Raw genomic sequence first — 16,000 nt, 5'->3', positions numbered from 1 at the left:
CTCCTACTGAGGCCCATGTTTTCTACTACGACCCGTTCGTCTGCCCGGTACCGGTCGCGTTCCACACCATGACACACGACACAGCAGACACGAACGACCCGACCGACGCGACGGCGGAGGACGCGACGACGGAAGACGACGCTGCCGACGGCGGTCCGTCGATCTCGACCGACCGCGTCGTCGACATCGTGGCCGACCTGCTCGCTATCGACACACAGAATCCGCCGGGCGACGTCCGCGCTGCGATCGATCGCGTCGAGTCGCTGCTCTCGGCCGCCGGCTTCGACACCGAGCGCGTCGCGACCGACCCGGCAAAGCCAAACCTGATCGCCACCCTGCCGGGCGAGGCCGACCGGACCCTGCTGTACAACGGCCACGTGGACACCGTCCCGTTCGACCCCGAGGCGTGGACCCGCGACCCGCTCGGGGAGCTGGACGGTGACCGGGTGTACGGACGCGGTGCGACCGATATGAAGGGGCCGCTCGCCGCGATGCTCGCGGCCGGCGAGGCGCTGGCCGCGGCCGACCGGGACCCACCGGTGGAGGTCGCCTTCGCCGTCGTGAGCGACGAGGAGACCGGCGGCGCCGCCGGCGTCGACACCGTTGTCGAGCGCGGCGCGCTCGAGCGGCTCGCGCCCGACGGGTGCGTCATCGGCGAGACGACCTGTTCGCGCGGGCGACACTCCGTCACCGTGGCGGACCGCGGGAGCATCTGGCTGACGCTCCGAGCGTCGGGCACCGCGGCGCACGGCTCTCGCCCGTCGCTCGGCGACAACGCGATCGACCGGCTCTGGGCGGCGGCCTCGCTGATCCGGTCGCGCCTCTCCGCGCGCGACCTCGACCTCGACGCGACGCTGCGGCCGATTGTCGAGGAGTCCGTCGCGTTCTACGAACCGACGCTCGGGGCGGAGGCCGCCCGCGACCTCTTCGAACACCCGACCGTGAACCTCGGAACGATCGAGGGCGGCGACGCGGTGAACACCGTTCCCGATGCGGCGACGGCCCGTCTCGACGTCCGTCTCACCGCGGGCGTCGACACCGCGGACGTGCTCGCTGACATCCGAGAGTGTCTCGCCGACTTCCCGACAGTTTCCGTCGCCGACGCGAGCTGGTCGGTCGGTAGCTACGAACCGGTCGAGAGTCCGCTCGTCGAGGCCGTGACGCGAACCGCCGAAGCCGTCGTCGACGACCGGATATACCGCCGGAGCGCGACCGGCGGCGGCGACGCGAAGACGTTCCGGCACGCCGGGGTACCGACCGTCGAGTTCGGATTCGGCACCGACACGGTCCACGCCGTCGACGAGTACACGACCGTCGAGGCCCTGCGACGCAACGCGACGGTGTACGCCCGCCTTCCCGCCGCGTGGGACGCACTGTTCTCGGAGCGGAGAGAGTGAACGAAGCGGCGATCGGCCGGACGGTCCGTGAGCCGTAGTCGGGACGCGTCGCTAGGGCGCGTGCGGGTCAGCATAAAAAAACCGCGTCGAGGGAACGGTCGTCGGTCCTACTCGTTTCCGAACATCTGGCGCATCATCGGGTGCATCTCCATCAGCTGCTCCTCGGCGATCTCCTCGTACAGCTTGTACGTGATGGAGACCGCGAGCAGCAGCCCGGTACCGGAGACCTGACCGATGGTGCCGAGCAGGTTCGCCATGACGGCGAGCAGTCCCACGAGGGCGCCACCGATGACGGTCACCTGCGGGATGTACCGCTCCATGACCTTCTCGACGACCTGCGGATTCCGCCGGAACCCGGGGATCTGCATCCCGGAGTTCTGGATCTGTTTCGCCGTCGCCTCCGGACCCATTCCGGTGGTTTCGACCCAGAAGATGGCGAATATCGCACCGCCGACGACCATGAAGGTGAGGTCGATGATCAGTCGAACCGCGATCATCCACGGCTCGACCGACGCCGGGATCTCACCCAAGAACCACATCCAGTCGGTTCGGCGCTGGATTGGGTTCAGGTAGTAGAACAGCCCGGAGATGGGCTGGCCTTGGTCGCTGTAGACGCCGAGCCACCCGGGCATCTCCGCCCACTGCGAGGAGAGGAGCTGTCCGAGGAACTGGATGTTCGCCTGCAGCGCGCGAACGAGGATCATCGGCAGGACGGAGGCGTAGATGAGCTTCACCGGGAAGCGCCCACGGGCCCCTTTCACCCGCGCGTGCGACAGCGGGATCTCGACGCGGACCGACTCCGCGTACACGACGATCCCGAAGATGAACAGCGTGGTGAACAGCGCCAAGATGTTCCCGGGATCGAACAGCAGGTTCTGGAGCCCCTCCGCCGTGAACGGCGACAGCGACACCGGCACGTCGCCGACGATGATGCCGTACCAGCTCGCGAAGAACCCGGACGCGCCGAGCGCCGAGAAGCTGAAGAACCCGCCGACGATCTGCTGGCTCACGGCTGCGATGATGAACAGACCCACGCCGGAGCCGACGCCCCACTTGCTCACGATCTCGTCCATGAACAGAAGGAGGACGCCGCCGATGAAGATCTGTACGAAGATCAGCGCTTCGACGCCGAACGCTCCGATTCCGAGCGCCTGCCCGACTGCCGGGTCTTCGGGGAGGAACTCGCCGGTGAACACCATCGGCGCCGCCGTCAGGGCGGTGACGATGACCACCAGCAGCTTCTGGAGACCCTGGTACAGGACTTGGTCGCGCGGGTCGTCGGTGTCGAGTCCCAGCAGGTTCGCACCGCCCAACAGCTGGAGGACGATGGACGCCGTGACGATCGGTCCGATACCGACCTGTAACAGCGAGCCGGACGAGCCGGCGAGCACCGACCGGAACTGCCCGAAGAAGTCAGACCCCTGACCGGCGGCCAGCCCGAACGGGTTGATGTTGGTCAAGAAGAAGTAGACGACCAAAATGCCGGCCGTCCACATCAGCTTCCGCTTGAACGGAACGTGACCTGTGGGTCGCTCCACGACGGGCATCCGCGTGAGCAACGGTTCAGCGACCTCCTTCCAACTCATTGGTTACGCCTCGTCGTCCTCGTCGTCGGAAGTGTTTTCCGGTTCGTCAGCGGCCTCCTCGGCTCGCTCGGAGAGCGTCGCCTCGCCGCCGGCTTCCTCGATGAGTTCGACCGCACCGGCGGTGAACGCGTCTGCGGTGACGCGGAGCTCACGGCGGACCTGCCCGCCGCCGAGCACCTTCACGACGTCGGCCTCGTGGCCGTCCTCGACGACGTCGCGCGCGTCGACGACGTACGCGTCGCCGTCCTCCTCGGCGAGGTCTTCCGCGGCGTACAGCGCCGCGTCCTCGTCGAGCTTCTGGACTTTCACTTCGAGGACCTCGGTTTGCGTCCCCTCGGGGCGCTTGAAGCCGTACTTACCGAGCGGGCCGTAGTTGTGGAACTCGTGTTTCGCGCGGCCGGCCGCGCCGCGGCCACCGCGGTGACCGGCGCCGCGCCGGTTCTTGTGCGTTCCGCCGCCGTGGGTACGGGACCCGCGCTGTCGACGTTTCTTGCTCGTCATCGCATCGCCTCCAGGAGATTATCGATCTCCTCGGTGGTGTGTTTGCCGAGTTCGCCGCCCTCGATCACCGGGTGCTTGATTCCCTCGTGACCGCCGCGGGGGGCGTGGAGCCGGAGCGTCGGCGAGAGACCCTGCTCGCGCAGCGTCGTCTCCTCGTCGACGAGCGCCTCGGCCAGCGCCTCGAGATCGGCGTAGTCGGTGTTGTCGTCGATCCACTCGTCGTCGATGTCGGCCGAGCCCTCCAGGGGCTCACCGCGTCGCGCGACGGTGGTCGCGACCGTGTCAACGCTCGGTTCCCCGAACGCGACGACGTCGTTCACCTTGGTGATCATGCCGCGGTACGACTCCGTCTCAGGGACGAACGTCGCGTGGTTGACGCGCCCGATGTTCAGCATGTCGAGGGTGTCCTCGACGCCGTACTCCAGGTTCACGTCACCGCGGAGCTGCACGATCGCTTGCATCACTCGCTCACCTCGTCGTAGTGTACCTCACGCGCGTGCTGCGGAGTGCGGGACTGCGCCGCGTTCTCCAGCGCGTTGAACGTCGCCTTCGCGAGGTTCACGGTCGTGCGGGTGTTGCCGTCGGAGTTCGTCCAGGCGTCCTCGACGCCGGCGAGCTCTAGGATGTTCCGTACCGTCTCCGCCGCGGCCAGACCGAGCCCCTGAGGGGCGGGCTGGATCTCGACGGTGACGGAGCCGGCCTTCCCCTCCGCCTTGCGGGTGAGGGAGTTCGTGCCGCCGGGCTGGTCCTCCCAGGACCCGGAGCCGCGGTCAACCTTGATGATGTTCAGCTTCGCGACGTCGATCGCCTTCTGGATCGCGCCGCCGACCTGATCGTCTCGGGCCTGCGCGTAGCCGAGGTAGCCGTCGCGGTTGCCCACGGCGACCACGCAGCGGAACTTCACGCGGCGGCCGGAGTCGGTCATGCGCTGGACCATGTTGATGTCCAGTACTTCGTCTTCCAGCCCCGGGAGGAGCTGGTCGACGATCTCGGCCTCCTTCAGCGGGAGGCCGGAGTCGAGCGCCTGTTCCATCGACGAGATGTCGCCGTTCTGTACCTTGCGGCCGAGTCGCGTCCGCGGTTCCCAGCCGTCGTTGTGTCTACTCATGGTCCTCCTGGATTGTCGCGAGCACGTCGTCGAAGTGCTCGGGTAGGTCGGCCGCGTCGAAATCGCCGCTGTACAGCGGTTCGTCGAGCTGCTCGGCGTACGCGGCGATATGCTCGCCGCGCGTGCGCGACCAGTCGGCCAGCACGTCGTCGCTGTGCGGGATCTCGAGGCCGGCGTCGATCGCTCCTTCCTGTACTGCGAACGTCTTGTTGCCGGGCGTCGCCGTGTTGAGCCCGATGTCGAGGACGGCCTCGTCGAGGCCGGCGTCGACGGCGCGGGCGCCCGCAAGGAACCCGGTCAGGTACGCGCTGGGGAGGTTGCCCGTGGGGGCGTCCCAGCCGTACTCGCCGAGCTCCTCGCTGGAGGCGGCCGCGTGGGTCTCGTCGCCGTCGGATCCGGGGGTCACCAGCTGCGCCCTGACGTGAGCGTTGCTCACCCGGGCGACCAGGCGAGGCTTGCCCGATTTCAGCAGGCGCAACCTCTGATGGTAGTCCGTCCGGACCTCGCGGCGGCGCCGCATCGGCACCTTGTATCGTGGTCCTGTCGCCATTAGTCCGTCACCTCGTAACCGTACTGGGTCTGGATGTACGCCTCCAGCCGCGCGACGTCCTCGAAGTCGCCGCCGCTCGCCTTGTTGTAGAGCGTGCGGTACTCGCTGGCGTCGAGTACGTCCTCCTCGTCTCGAAGCTCCTTCAGGCGGGCGCGCTGTGCGCGGATCCGCGCCTTCCAGTCGTCCTTCGTGTTCTGTCGCGCGCCGGACTTCCCCTTCCGGGTACCGGCGCCCGACTGATGACCGTACGAGCGCTTTTCCGCGCGCTCGCGGGCCCGACCGCGGGAGTTCGTCTTCGCGTCCTTCGCGCGGATGGTGCCCTGTTCGATGAGCTCGCGGACGTCCTCTCGCGTGATGGCGTCCTCGATCTCTTCCTGTGCCTCGGGGTCGAGCCAGACGCGGCCCTTGCCGACGTCGAGCTCGTCCGCTGCGAGCCGTTTCTGCGCCTTCAGGTCACTCATCGTCGACCTCCACTTCGACGTAGGTCGGGTTCAGCACGCGGATCTCGCGCTCCTCCGCCTCGTCTTCGATCAGTTCGCGCTTGCGTCCGCCGACCTTCGAGGCGATGCGCACCGCCTGCGTGTCGCCGTCGACGCCCTCGAGGTCGTCCGTGTTGTGCACGCGGACCTCCTCGAAGCCGCTCGGGTGTAGGTCGCGCGACGCCTTGGGCGACCGGAACCCCGCCTCGACGACAGGGCCCTTCGCCTTCATGCGGCGGCGCTGCTTGGAGAGCCCGCCGCGCGGCTTGCGCCACGACGTCGGGATCCGCTTCTTCTTGTGGTAGTCCTGCCGGTTGAACTGCGGTTTCCCCTCGCGGTGCTTCTGTGCGAGCGCGCGAGCAGTCTCGTCGTCCAGTTCCGGCGTCTTGTCGGCGTGACCGCGGGGGCGAAGCTCCGTCTCGACGTCCTCGTCGGCGTCGGCCTCGTCGGCCTCCTCCTCCTCGTCCGTCTCGTCTTCGATCTCCGCGTCCGCCTCCTCGTCGACCTCCAGCCCGCCAACGTCGGCCTTGATCCGCGCTGCGAGCGCGTTGCCGACGCCGTCGACCTCGGAGAGCTCAGACTGGGAGGCGGCCTTCACGTCCTCGACCGTCTCGTAGCCGGCCTCGCGAAGGGCGTCCGCCTTCGAGGGACCGACACCGCTGATGTCTTCCAGTTCTTCGGCCATTGGTTAGGCACCTCCGGTGGGCTTCTCGACGATGTACACGCCGTCCTGGAAGACGCGCGTGTCCTTGTCGGTCACCTTCGTCAGCTGTTCGATGTCGGCGGCGGTCTGCCCGACGGCCTCCTTGTCGGAGCCCGTAAGCCGTACCGTCTCGCCGTCGATCTGTACGTCCGTGTCCCCGCGGATCGGGGTGCGTCGCTGTGCTCGCTCGCCGAGGAAGTTCTCGATGACGACCTCGTCGCCCTCCACGGTCACCTGCATCGGGAAGTGGGCGTAGTACACTTCCATCGTGTACTCCCATCCGTCGGTGACGCCGTGGATCATGTTGGCGACGTGGCTCTCGAAGGTGCCGACCGTGGCGTTCGTCTTCGCGTCCTCGTTCTCGGAGGCGATCGCGACGACACCGTCCTCGACCGTGACCTCGACGTCGGGGTACCAGAGGCGTCGCGTAACGCTCCCGTTGGGACCCTCGACGGTGAGTTCGAGGTGGTCGGTCTCGGCGGAGACGTCGTCCGGAATGTCGATTTCGACTCTGTTCATTGTTAGTAGACGTATGCGATCACTTGGCCGCCGATGCCCTCTTCGCGGGCCTCGTAGTGGCTCATGACGCCGTGGCTCGTCGTGACGATGAGCGTCCCGTAGTCACGGGCGGGGAGGTATCGCTTCTCCCACTTCTCGAACTCGTCAGCGCCCGCGGAGTAGCGGGGCTTGACGGCGCCACACTCGTTGATGGCACCTTTCAGTTCGACCTCGAACTTCCCGGCTTTCCCGTCGTCGACGTACTCGAAGCCGTCGACGTACCCGCGGTCGTAGAGGACCTCGAGGACGGAGCCGATGATGTTGGAGGCGGGCTCAACCGTGTACGACAGGTGGCCAACGCTCTCGGCGTTGTCCATGCCGGCCAGCGCGTTGGTGAATGGATCGTTTCCCGTCATGATCAGCTGTACTTCTCGAATCCCATGTCTCGGGCGACCTCGCGGAAACACTGCCGGCAGAGGTTGATGTCGTACTTGCCGACGAGCCCCTGCTCGCGGTCGCACCGCCGGCACGTGTGCCGGGAGTCGGTGCGTTTCGACGCGTGCTCGCCCGTGTCGTTGTTCGCTTCGCTCATTCCGTTACCTCAACGTCGAAGTTCGTTTCGAGGAACGCGGCCGCGTCCTCGGCGGTCATCCGGTGTTTTTCCGGGATCGAGGCGGTGGCCTTGTCCCGCTTCGACACGCGGTAGCCGGGACGGACGATCGTCGTCGTCACGTCGAGGCCGTAGATACCGATGTTCGGGTCGTACTCCTGGCTCGGGAAGTCGGTGTGGTCCTCGACCCCGAAGCTCAGGTTCCCCGTGTCGTCGAACTGGCTCTTGGAGACGTCGGCCAGTTCCAGGGCGGTCTCGAGGAACGCGTGCGCGTCCTCGTTCCGCAGCGTCACCTTGACGCCGATCGGGTCGCCCTTGCGGATCCCGAACTCGGCGATGGTGCGCTTCGAAGTGGTCCGGACCGACTGCTGGCCCGTGATCTCCTCGATGATCTCCTCGGCGTCGGCGAGCGGCTCACCGCCCTGTCCGACGCCCATGTGGACGACGACCTTCTCCAGGTACGGTTCGCGCATCTCGTGGGACGCGCTCTCGGATTCACTCATCCGAATCACCCGTCTCGTCCGCGTCGTCGGCGGTGAAGTTCTCGTCGATGACGACGAGGTACTCCTCGACCGTCTCGTAGCCGTCCTCGTCGTCGCCGACGAAGACCGTGTTCGAGCCGGAGCCGAGCGTCACGTCGATGTCGGCCACCTCGCCGATTCGACCGGCGTGCTGGCCGGCGACGGCGGTGACGAGGGCGCCCTCTTCGTACTCGAAGTGGGCGACGACCTCCTTCGACTCGTTGTCGACGACGATCGAGTCCTTCGTGTCGTACTCGGCGTCGGCGTCAACGAGGACGTTCGTCCCGTCGTGGAGCGTCAGCTGGACGTCTCCGCCGGGGACGACGGACTTGTTCGTGATCTTCCCGAGCCGGCTGCCCGCGGCCTCCTCGTCGACGGGGGTCAGCGCGAGCCGACCGCCCTCGTCGGGGAAGACGCGGAAGAACTCCCCGCGCTCGGGGAACGCCAGGATGTCGAACATCCCGATCGGACGCTGCTCGTCCGAAATTGCGTCCCCGTTGACGAGGACCGAGTCGTTGTTCAGCGCGTAGCGCGCCTCCTTCGTCGAGTCGACGTAACCGAGCACGTCCCGCAGCAGGACGACGAGCGGAACGCCCGCCTCACCGTGCGGGCCGGCGCCGGCCTTAACGGTGAACGTGTCGGTCTTTCGCTCGACCGGCCAGGAGTTCGGTACTGCCAGTCGCTTCTGATGTCGCGTCATTCGTTATCCTCCTGGAGCCGCGCCTCCCGGCGCTCGTCTTCCAGGTCCAGTTCGGTCACCCGGACGTTGCTCGCCGGGATGGGACGGGGAACCTCCTCCCCGTCCGCCTTCGCGACGGTGACGTCCTCGACGGTGATCCGTTCCGCGGACAGGTCGACCGAGATGACCTCGGCCTCCGTGCCGGCCGCGTCGCCGCGAAGCACCTCGACGGTGTCGCCGGCGTTGACGCGGACGTTCCGCTGTCCGTACTCCTCGCGGAGATCCTCCGTGAGGGTGGCTCGGACCTGGTTCTGCCGCTCGTGGAGCGGCGCGGTCTCCGACCGTTTTCGCTGTTTGCGTGGCTGTTTCGTCATGATTAGACGATCATCGTCGCGGTGGAGGCGATGCTCCCGAAGCGCTCGGCGACCTCGCGGGCGACGGGGCCTTTGATCTCCGTGCCCCGCGGCTCCTCGAGGTCGTCGATGATGACGGCCGCGTTGTCCTCGAACTTCACGCGCGTGCCGTTCGGACGGCGGATCGGCTTGCGCTGGCGGACGACGACCGCCTCCAGCACCTGCCGCCGCATCTCCGGGGTCCCTTTGGTGACCGAGACGGTCACCTTGTCACCGATACCTGCCTTCGGGTGGCGGTTCTTGGTGCCGGAGTAGCCGGCCACCGAGATCACCTTCAGCTCACGGGCGCCGGTGTTGTCGGCGCACGTGATGAGCGAGCCCTTCGAGAGCCCCTGCGTGACGTCGGCCTTGAGCGCCTCCATCACTGATCACCCGACAGGTTCTCGACGACGACGTGGGACTTCGTCTTCGAGAGCGGTCGCGTCTCCGCGATTTTCACTTCGTCACCGACTTCGAGCGAGTCGAGCACGCCCGGCACGTGGGCCGGGATGCGCGACCGACGCTTCATGTACCGGTCGTATTTCGGTACGAACACGTCGTATTCTCGCTCGACGATGACGGTCTTTTCCATATCCGTCGACACGACCGTTCCCTCACGGGTCTGGCCGCGGACGGAGAGCTGCCCGTAGAACGGGCACTTCTCGTAGTCGTAATCCTCCGGGTTGTCTGGCTCCGGAGGCGTGGGTACGTCGATTCCTATCGCCATTGTGTGACACCTTGTTCGGTGCGTTCGGCGGGTCGATACCGCAGCCGATCGCCATCCACCGTTACGTAGACCGCGTCTTTGCACTCGCCGTGTTGGCTCGCCGGATCCGCGTCGTCACCGGTGACGACGCTTGCGGACCCGGACGGGCCAGACTGACGGGGGCGGACCCCCGTAGTATCCGACCCGAGTTGGGACGCGGACCCCGACGACTGGCCGTCGTCGGCGGCTTCATCTGTGCGAACGGTCGGGACATCGACGACCGCGAACTCCAACGTCGCGCCCGACTTGGGCACGCGTTTGTCCCCCGACTCGGTCCGGACCACGAGGGTGCCGAACGTCTCGGACAGCACGCGACCGGCGATGCCCACGTGGGCGTCGCTGTCGGCGTCGACCACCCGAACCGGGAGGCCGACGAGTTCGTGCCGAACGATGGTGTCGGGGGAGATCATCTTATTCGTCGTCGAAGTCGCCTTCTTCCGCCTGTATCGTCTTGATCCGCGCGATCGTCTTCTTCAGCTCCTTCACGCGACCGGGGCTCTCCGGCATGCCGCCGGCGGCCCGCTGCGCCTTCGAGTTGAGCAGCTCGGTCTCGAGCTCCTCGAGTTCGACCTGTCGCTCGGCCGCGGTCATGTCGCGGATCTCGTCGGTGTAGAGGATTGCCATTTATTCGTCCTCCTCGTCTTCGTCCGCAGCCTCCATCTCCGCGACGAGGTCTGCGGCCTCCTCTTCGATCTCCTCGTCGAGCTCGTCGACGTCGTCCGCGTCGGCGTCGCCGACCGGCTCCTCGGCGGCGACGTCGGTCGCCTCCGTGGCCGTGTCCTGGGTCTCCTCGACGACCTCTTCGACGACCTCCTCGTCGATGAGGTCTGCCGGGTCCTCGTCGGGGACCTCGACGTCCTCGTCGCCGCCGACGTCGGGCACGTCCTCGGGCTCCTCCTCGAGGAGCGACTCGACGCCCTCGTCGGCGTCGGCGCCGACGGCCGCCTGCTCGACCTCCGGGACCTCGGCGTCCTCGCGGATGTCGAAGTCGTCCGGGAGTTTCGCGCCCGGCGGGATGATCTTCACGTTGACGCCGATCGTCCCGAGCTTCATCACCGCGACGCCCTGACCGTGGTCGACGACCTCCTCCGCGGGCTCGCCGTTGTGCTTGATGTAGCCGCGGTTGAACTTCTCGACGCGCGAGCGCGCGCCGGTGACCTTCCCGCTCAGGACGATCTCGGCGCCAAGCGCGCCCGCGTCCATGATCCGGTCGATCGTCGTGTGACCGGCCTTCCGGAAGTACCAGCCGCGCTCTAAGGCGTTCGCGAGACGGTCCGCGACGATCTGCGCGTTCAGGTCGGGCTCGTCGACCTCCTGAACGTCGATCTGCGGGTCGTCCATGTCGAAGCGGTCCTCGAGCTCGGTGGTGATCTTGCGGATGTTCTTCCCGCCCTTCCCGATCACCATGCCGGGCTTTTCGGCCTTCAGGACGATCTGCGTCCCCATCGGCGTCTGAGCGACGTCCATACCGCCGTAGCCGGCGCGGCCGAGCTCGTCTGCGAAGAACTCGTTGATCTGTGAACGGCGCAGGCCGTCCTCGATGAATTGGTGTTCGTCAGCCATTATTCGTCAGCCTCCGGGTCCTCGATGATGAGTTCGACGTCGGCGAGGGTGGTGTTCCACCCGGTGGCGCCCGCGGCTCGCGGGTTCCGCCCCGGTCGTTCGCCGACCTTGTGGGGGGCGACGTGTTTGATGACCATCTCGTCGCCGTCGAACCCCTGTTCGTCCGCGTTGTTCTTGACGTTCTCCAGGAGCTTCAGGAAGTCCTTGGCGGCCTTCTCGGGGTACCGTCCCGCGTCCCAGCCGTCGATGTCGGAGCGGTGGCCCGCGCCGGCGTTGTGCTGGCGCATCGGCACCGAGGTCTCCTCGTCGATGACTTCCTGGAGGAACTCCTCGGCGTCGGCGACCGTCTCGCCTTTGATCTCCCGGGAGATCTCCTTGCTGTCCTTCACGCTGATGGGCCGGTCGCGGAGCATCCCCTTGGCGGTGGTCTCCGGGTCGGCCTCGACGCTGTAGTTGATTCCCATGGGTTACTTGAGGGGCACGAACTTCGAGGACCGGGTCGCGCCGATGCCGGCCTGACCGTGTTCGACGGTGCTTCGAGTCAGGTGGAACTCGCCGAGGAAGTGACCGATCATCTCGGGTTCGACCTGCACGCGCTCGAAGCTGTGTCCGTTGTACACGGAGAAGGTGACGCCGACGAACTCCGGAAGAACCGGCATGTCGCGCAGGTGCGTCCGGATCGGGTCGTCCGCCGTCGTCTCCTTGTCGCGGCTTCGGACCGTCTCCAGCAGCTTCTGCTGTTCGGTTCCGAGTCCGCGAACGATGCTTCGCCGCTGGCGTGCGGGGAGCAGTTCCGCGACTTCGTCTACGTCCATCTCCTGCAGCTCGTCGAGCGAGTGACCGCGGTAGGCGAACTCCTTGCCCTCGCGGCCGGTGCGGTAGTCAGAACTCATTTGTTGCCACCTCGTCCGGTGCGCTTGGATGCGATGTCACCGACCTTGCGTCCCGGCGGGGCGTCCCGCGAGACGGACTTCGGCTGGCCGGGGTGTTGGCGACCGCCCCCGCCGAAGGGGTGGTCGACGGCGTTCATCGCGACGCCGCGTACGCGCGGATACTTGGTCCCGCGCGCTTTCATCTTGTGGTGTTTGTTACCGGCCTTGACGAAGGGCTTCTCCGTCCGACCGCCGCCGGCGACCACGCCGATCGTGGCGCGGCACTGCGGGTCGAGCCGCTTCACTTCACCGCTGGGGAGCTGGACGACCGCGACGTCGCGGTCGTGGGTGAGAAGCGTCGCGGACACGCCGGAGGCGCGCGCGAACTTCCCGCCGTCCCCGCGGTTGCTCTCGACGTTACAGACCGGGACGCCCTCGGGGATCTCCGCCAGCGGGAGCGTGTTCCCGGGCTTGATCTCCGCGGAGACGCCGACCTGAATCGTCTCGCCCACGCGCACGCCTTCCGGCGCGAGCACGAGCCGACGGTCGTCGTCCTCGAACTCGATCTCCGCGAGCGGAGCCGAGCGGGCGGGGTCGTGTTCGATCCCGACGATCTCGCCGGTGATCGTGTCCACGTCTTCGAGCTTCTTGTGCGACAGTTCCGCCTTGTAGCGGTGGGACGGGGCCCGGAACGTCGGGCCGCCGCGTCCACGCCGCTGTCCTTGGATTCGTCGTCCCATCTCAGAACACCCCGATGCGCGATGCGATCTCGGTCGCGTCGTCGTCCTCGGAGAGCGTGACGGTGGCCTTCTTCGCGCCCTGCGGGGTCACCTGCGTGTTCACGTCCACGACGGAGACGTCGTACCGGTCCTGCACTTCCTCGCGGACCTCGGGCTTGGTCGCGTCGACGTCGACGAGGAACAGCAGCTTGTTCTTGAAGTCCATCTCGTTCATCGCCTGCTCGGTGACGATCGGATGCTCGATGATGGAGTTCATCGGTCGGCCACCTCCTCGACGGCGCTCTCGGTCCACAGCGTGAGTCGGCCCGGGTGCGCGCCCGGCGCGAGGTCTTCCGCGTTGACCTCTCGCGCGGTCGCGACGTCGACGCCCGAAAGGTTGCGGGCGGCGCGGGACGGCTCCTCGCTGGTGACGACGAGGACGGACTTCGGTTGGCTGTACTTGCGACCGCGGGTCTTCCCGCGGCCGGCTCGGACCGAGCGGCCCTCCTCGGCGCGCTCGATGTCGGCGTCGACGCCGACGGATTCGAGCACGCCCAGGGCCTCCTGAGTCTTCTCGAGGTCCTCGAACTCGTCGCTCACGATGAGCGGGAGGTCGAGGTCCTCGTCGAACGCGTGACCGCGCTCGGCGACCAGCTCGGCGTCGGCGGTGGCCGCGATGGCCGACCGGATGGCGAGCTGTCGCTCCTTGTCGTTCAGGCTCTTCGTCTGGTCTTTCTCGGCCTTCGGCGGGTGCGCGGCGCGGCCCGACACGGCGTGCGGGACGCGGCGGGCGACGTTCTCGGAGCGCGGGACGTGTGCGAGCCCGCGACCGGAGCCGAACGACTCCGCCGGGGTTCGCAGCCCGGCGAACTCGTCGGCACCGTAGGCCTGTTTCCGGTTAGCCTGTGCGGCGGAGACCGCCCGACCGATGAGGTCCGGTCGGAACGCGGTCTCGAAGATCGCCGGCAGCTCGACGCTGCCCGCGTCCCCGCCGTCCAGGTCGTGTACTGTTGCGTTCATGGATTATCCCTGGTTGGATGCGGTGGATACGTACCGGACCTCGGGGTCGAGGCGCGGCTGGTCGTTCGGCCGGATGGCCGGGCGGAACCGAAGCAGGCGCTTGTCCGGACCGGGCAGCGAGCCCTTGATGAGCGCGTAGTCGCCGTCGACCTCGCCGTAGTTGACGAAGCCGCCGTCGACGGAGGCGTCGTCGCCCTCGCCGAAGTCGATGAGGCGCTTGTTGAGCTCGGTGCGCTGGTGGTAGCCGGTCTGCCCCTGCTGGGGAACGGTGGAGCGAACGCGGGAGGGGTTCCACGGACCGAGGTTGCCGATCCGGCGCCGCCATCCCTGGCGGGCGTGTTTGCCCTTCCGCTTCTGGACGCCCCAACGCTTGACGGGACCCTGTGTCCCCTTCCCCTTCGTGATGCCCGACACGTCGGTGTACTGCCCCGCGCGGAAGACGTCGCCGAACTCGTGGGCGCCGCCCTCCGCGACGAGGTCGAGCCCGAAGTCGACGCGCTCCTCGAGGGAGCCGCCGCCGACTCGGGTCTCCATGACGTCGGGCTTCTTCTTGGGCACGTTCGCGAGCTCCGAGGGGACGGTGTGGGTGATGACGCGGACGTCGTCGACCGCGCCCTCGTCGAGCAGCGCGCGCAGCTCGTCGGCATCCTCCTCGAAGGTGTCCTCCGCCGGGAGGTCGAGCGCGCGGTCGAGCTCCTCGTGGAACTCGGTCGCCCAGACCTCTTCGACCGGCTTCTTTCCGTACGGCGTCTGTTCGTAGGCGCGCAGGGCCACCGCGTACATCGGCGGCGTCTCGACGACGGTGACGGGAACGGACGTTTCCATCCCTTCACGCGGCGAGTTGGCCTCGTCGTTGACCATAACGACGTGCGTCATTCCGGCCTTGTAACCGGCGAACCCCTGCAGTGCGGGGGCTCCATCGTCGTCGGGCCACGAGCGAATGCGCGGGACCTCGCGGTCTGCGCGGGTACGCGGGCCGTAGCCCAGCGAGCCTTTTCGTGGTCGGCTTGGTTGTGGCATGTGTTTACTCCGTGAGTGTGAGCGAGCCGAGAGTCACGAACAGAGCCTCCTCCGTCCGGACGACCTCGCTCGCCTGTGCCGGGATCGTGTTCAGCCAGAGGTCGAACCCCGGATCGGGTTCGACCGAGCGGCCGTCGGCAACGGCCGCCCGAATGCCGTCGGGCGAAAGCCCGAGCATCTCCGGAAGCCCTCGCTCGGGCGAGCCGAAGGCGACGGTGTACCCGCCGGCCTCCCGCGCGTCCGAGACGATGGTGCCGAGCCGCGAGACGGAGAGTTCCTCCCCGTGTCGCGACGTCGCGACGGCCAAACCGTCGCCGGCGAGCGCTTCCGACAGGTCCGCTTCCACGACCTGGAAGCCGTCCTCCGGCTTCCCGGTGATGCGGGCGCGGACCGGTTCTCTCGAAGAGACCCTGATGGTGACGCGCTCCCCCTGCTCGACCTCCATTCCGGAGGGAACGAGCAGGGAGATCGGGTGTTCCCGCAGCGGGGAATTGACCCGGACGCGGCCTTCAGGTCCGACCTCGGTCACGAGTCCCTGTGTTTTCGACTCTCCCCCGCTAGGGGTCGAGCCGGTCCGCCACGGCACGCGGAGCGGCGGGAGCACGCCGGCGTACCGGAGCTCGTCGCGCTCCCCCCAGAGGTCCTTGCGGAGCCCCGGAGGGGTCGCGGCGTACCCCAGCACGGTCCGAACGTACTCGCCGCCCCGTCGCCGCTCGCCTTCCCTGTCGGGGAAGACGACCAGTCGATCCGCCCGGAACACCGCCGCCGCGCGGGCGACGTAGCCGAGTTTGCGAGTCGCCTCGCGATCGTCTTCGGCCTCCCGGACGACCGAAGACGGAACGCAGATCGTGAGTCCGTCTTCGGTACGCATCGTGGCGAGACTGTACCCCTCGATTTCGGACGGCACCGTAAAAGGATAGCGGTCCCGTTTCCGGGCTGTGGAGCGTTCACACGGGGTCTGGCGGGGGATTCGGTCACAGAATCGAGAGAGTCTATCACACGGTCGGCGGAGGAGA

26 protein-coding genes are annotated in these 16,000 nt (G+C 67.5%); 1 reads left to right on the top strand and 25 read right to left on the bottom strand.

What is annotated here, in order from left to right; all coding sequences use genetic code 11:
* Positions 1-68: 68 nt before the first annotated feature.
* The gene (locus C468_RS03470) at positions 69-1,397 is read left to right on the top strand and encodes a M20 family metallopeptidase (protein ID WP_008847487.1); all 1,329 of its coding nucleotides are present in this window, start codon (positions 69-71) and stop codon (positions 1,395-1,397) included.
* A 107-nt stretch (positions 1,398-1,504) separates the two neighbouring features.
* Here C468_RS03470 and secY read toward each other — a convergent pair whose 3' ends face one another.
* Genes secY through C468_RS03345 form a run of 25 tightly spaced genes read right to left on the bottom strand, consistent with a single transcriptional unit; the run spans position 1,505 to position 15,855 of the window.
* On the bottom strand, positions 1,505-2,983 hold the full coding sequence (gene secY / locus C468_RS03465) for a preprotein translocase subunit SecY (RefSeq protein ID WP_008847486.1): 1,479 nt from the start codon (positions 2,981-2,983) through the stop codon (positions 1,505-1,507).
* A 3-nt stretch (positions 2,984-2,986) separates the two neighbouring features.
* Positions 2,987-3,484, bottom strand: a complete 498-nt coding sequence (locus C468_RS03460; protein WP_008847485.1) for an uL15m family ribosomal protein — start codon at positions 3,482-3,484, stop codon at positions 2,987-2,989.
* Positions 3,481-3,945 (bottom strand): 50S ribosomal protein L30, encoded by a 465-nt coding sequence (locus tag C468_RS03455; RefSeq protein WP_008847484.1) that lies wholly within the window; start codon positions 3,943-3,945, stop codon positions 3,481-3,483. The genes C468_RS03460 and C468_RS03455 overlap by 4 nt, the downstream gene beginning before the upstream one ends.
* Positions 3,945-4,592, bottom strand: a complete 648-nt coding sequence (locus C468_RS03450) for a 30S ribosomal protein S5 (protein ID WP_008847483.1) — start codon at positions 4,590-4,592, stop codon at positions 3,945-3,947. The genes C468_RS03455 and C468_RS03450 overlap by 1 nt, the downstream gene beginning before the upstream one ends.
* Entirely contained in the window at positions 4,585-5,142 is a 558-nt protein-coding gene (locus C468_RS03445; protein ID WP_008847482.1) for a 50S ribosomal protein L18, read from the bottom strand. Before C468_RS03445 ends, C468_RS03450 begins: the two co-directional genes overlap by 8 nt.
* Entirely contained in the window at positions 5,142-5,603 is a 462-nt protein-coding gene (locus C468_RS03440; protein WP_008847481.1) for a 50S ribosomal protein L19e, read from the bottom strand. The genes C468_RS03445 and C468_RS03440 overlap by 1 nt, the downstream gene beginning before the upstream one ends.
* Entirely contained in the window at positions 5,596-6,306 is a 711-nt protein-coding gene (locus C468_RS03435) for a 50S ribosomal protein L32e (protein WP_008847480.1), read from the bottom strand. Before C468_RS03435 ends, C468_RS03440 begins: the two co-directional genes overlap by 8 nt.
* 3 nt (positions 6,307-6,309) lie before the next feature.
* Positions 6,310-6,843, bottom strand: coding sequence for a 50S ribosomal protein L6 (locus tag C468_RS03430; protein WP_008847479.1), 534 nt, complete (start codon positions 6,841-6,843; stop codon positions 6,310-6,312).
* A gap of 2 nt (positions 6,844-6,845) precedes the next feature.
* Complete coding sequence (locus C468_RS03425; RefSeq protein WP_004047215.1) at positions 6,846-7,238, bottom strand: 30S ribosomal protein S8; 393 nt, start codon at positions 7,236-7,238, stop codon at positions 6,846-6,848.
* Positions 7,239-7,240: 2 nt separating this feature from the next.
* On the bottom strand, positions 7,241-7,414 hold the full coding sequence (locus C468_RS03420; protein ID WP_004047216.1) for a 30S ribosomal protein S14: 174 nt from the start codon (positions 7,412-7,414) through the stop codon (positions 7,241-7,243).
* Positions 7,411-7,935 (bottom strand): 50S ribosomal protein L5, encoded by a 525-nt coding sequence (locus C468_RS03415; RefSeq protein ID WP_008847478.1) that lies wholly within the window; start codon positions 7,933-7,935, stop codon positions 7,411-7,413. Before C468_RS03415 ends, C468_RS03420 begins: the two co-directional genes overlap by 4 nt.
* Entirely contained in the window at positions 7,928-8,653 is a 726-nt protein-coding gene (locus C468_RS03410; protein ID WP_008847477.1) for a 30S ribosomal protein S4e, read from the bottom strand. The genes C468_RS03415 and C468_RS03410 overlap by 8 nt, the downstream gene beginning before the upstream one ends.
* Positions 8,650-9,006, bottom strand: a complete 357-nt coding sequence (gene rplX / locus C468_RS03405; RefSeq protein WP_008847476.1) for a 50S ribosomal protein L24 — start codon at positions 9,004-9,006, stop codon at positions 8,650-8,652. The genes C468_RS03410 and rplX overlap by 4 nt, the downstream gene beginning before the upstream one ends.
* A 2-nt stretch (positions 9,007-9,008) precedes the next feature.
* Positions 9,009-9,407 (bottom strand): 50S ribosomal protein L14, encoded by a 399-nt coding sequence (locus C468_RS03400; protein WP_008847475.1) that lies wholly within the window; start codon positions 9,405-9,407, stop codon positions 9,009-9,011.
* Positions 9,407-9,751 carry a 30S ribosomal protein S17 gene (locus C468_RS03395; protein WP_008001361.1) on the bottom strand — a complete coding sequence of 115 codons (345 nt, stop codon included), beginning with the start codon at positions 9,749-9,751 and terminating at the stop codon, positions 9,407-9,409. The genes C468_RS03400 and C468_RS03395 overlap by 1 nt, the downstream gene beginning before the upstream one ends.
* Positions 9,742-10,200, bottom strand: coding sequence for a ribonuclease P protein component 1 (locus C468_RS03390; protein WP_008847474.1), 459 nt, complete (start codon positions 10,198-10,200; stop codon positions 9,742-9,744). The genes C468_RS03395 and C468_RS03390 overlap by 10 nt, the downstream gene beginning before the upstream one ends.
* Position 10,201: 1 nt before the next feature.
* A complete protein-coding gene (gene rpmC / locus C468_RS03385; protein ID WP_008847473.1) occupies positions 10,202-10,414 on the bottom strand; it encodes a 50S ribosomal protein L29 in 213 nt (70 codons plus the stop codon).
* Positions 10,415-11,353 (bottom strand): 30S ribosomal protein S3, encoded by a 939-nt coding sequence (locus C468_RS03380; protein ID WP_008847472.1) that lies wholly within the window; start codon positions 11,351-11,353, stop codon positions 10,415-10,417.
* Complete coding sequence (locus tag C468_RS03375) at positions 11,353-11,817, bottom strand: 50S ribosomal protein L22 (protein WP_004047225.1); 465 nt, start codon at positions 11,815-11,817, stop codon at positions 11,353-11,355. The genes C468_RS03380 and C468_RS03375 overlap by 1 nt, the downstream gene beginning before the upstream one ends.
* Positions 11,818-11,820: 3 nt before the next feature.
* Complete coding sequence (locus tag C468_RS03370) at positions 11,821-12,246, bottom strand: 30S ribosomal protein S19 (RefSeq protein WP_008847471.1); 426 nt, start codon at positions 12,244-12,246, stop codon at positions 11,821-11,823.
* Positions 12,243-12,965, bottom strand: a complete 723-nt coding sequence (locus C468_RS03365) for a 50S ribosomal protein L2 (RefSeq protein ID WP_004047227.1) — start codon at positions 12,963-12,965, stop codon at positions 12,243-12,245. The genes C468_RS03370 and C468_RS03365 overlap by 4 nt, the downstream gene beginning before the upstream one ends.
* Before the next feature lies 1 nt (position 12,966).
* Positions 12,967-13,221 (bottom strand): 50S ribosomal protein L23, encoded by a 255-nt coding sequence (locus C468_RS03360; protein ID WP_008007910.1) that lies wholly within the window; start codon positions 13,219-13,221, stop codon positions 12,967-12,969.
* Positions 13,218-13,964: a 50S ribosomal protein L4 gene (rpl4p, locus tag C468_RS03355; protein ID WP_008847470.1), complete on the bottom strand. Its 747-nt coding sequence runs from the start codon at positions 13,962-13,964 to the stop codon at positions 13,218-13,220. Before rpl4p ends, C468_RS03360 begins: the two co-directional genes overlap by 4 nt.
* A 3-nt stretch (positions 13,965-13,967) precedes the next feature.
* Positions 13,968-14,984: a 50S ribosomal protein L3 gene (locus C468_RS03350; RefSeq protein WP_008847469.1), complete on the bottom strand. Its 1,017-nt coding sequence runs from the start codon at positions 14,982-14,984 to the stop codon at positions 13,968-13,970.
* A 4-nt stretch (positions 14,985-14,988) separates the two neighbouring features.
* Entirely contained in the window at positions 14,989-15,855 is an 867-nt protein-coding gene (locus C468_RS03345; protein WP_008847468.1) for a putative RNA uridine N3 methyltransferase, read from the bottom strand.
* Positions 15,856-16,000 lie beyond the last annotated feature (145 nt).

Origin of the sequence: Halorubrum kocurii JCM 14978 (assembly GCF_000337355.1) — an archaeon.
GTDB classification, from domain to species: domain Archaea; phylum Halobacteriota; class Halobacteria; order Halobacteriales; family Haloferacaceae; genus Halorubrum; species Halorubrum kocurii.
Note: the sequence above shows the minus strand (reverse complement) of the source record. Positions and strands in the feature narration are given on the sequence as shown.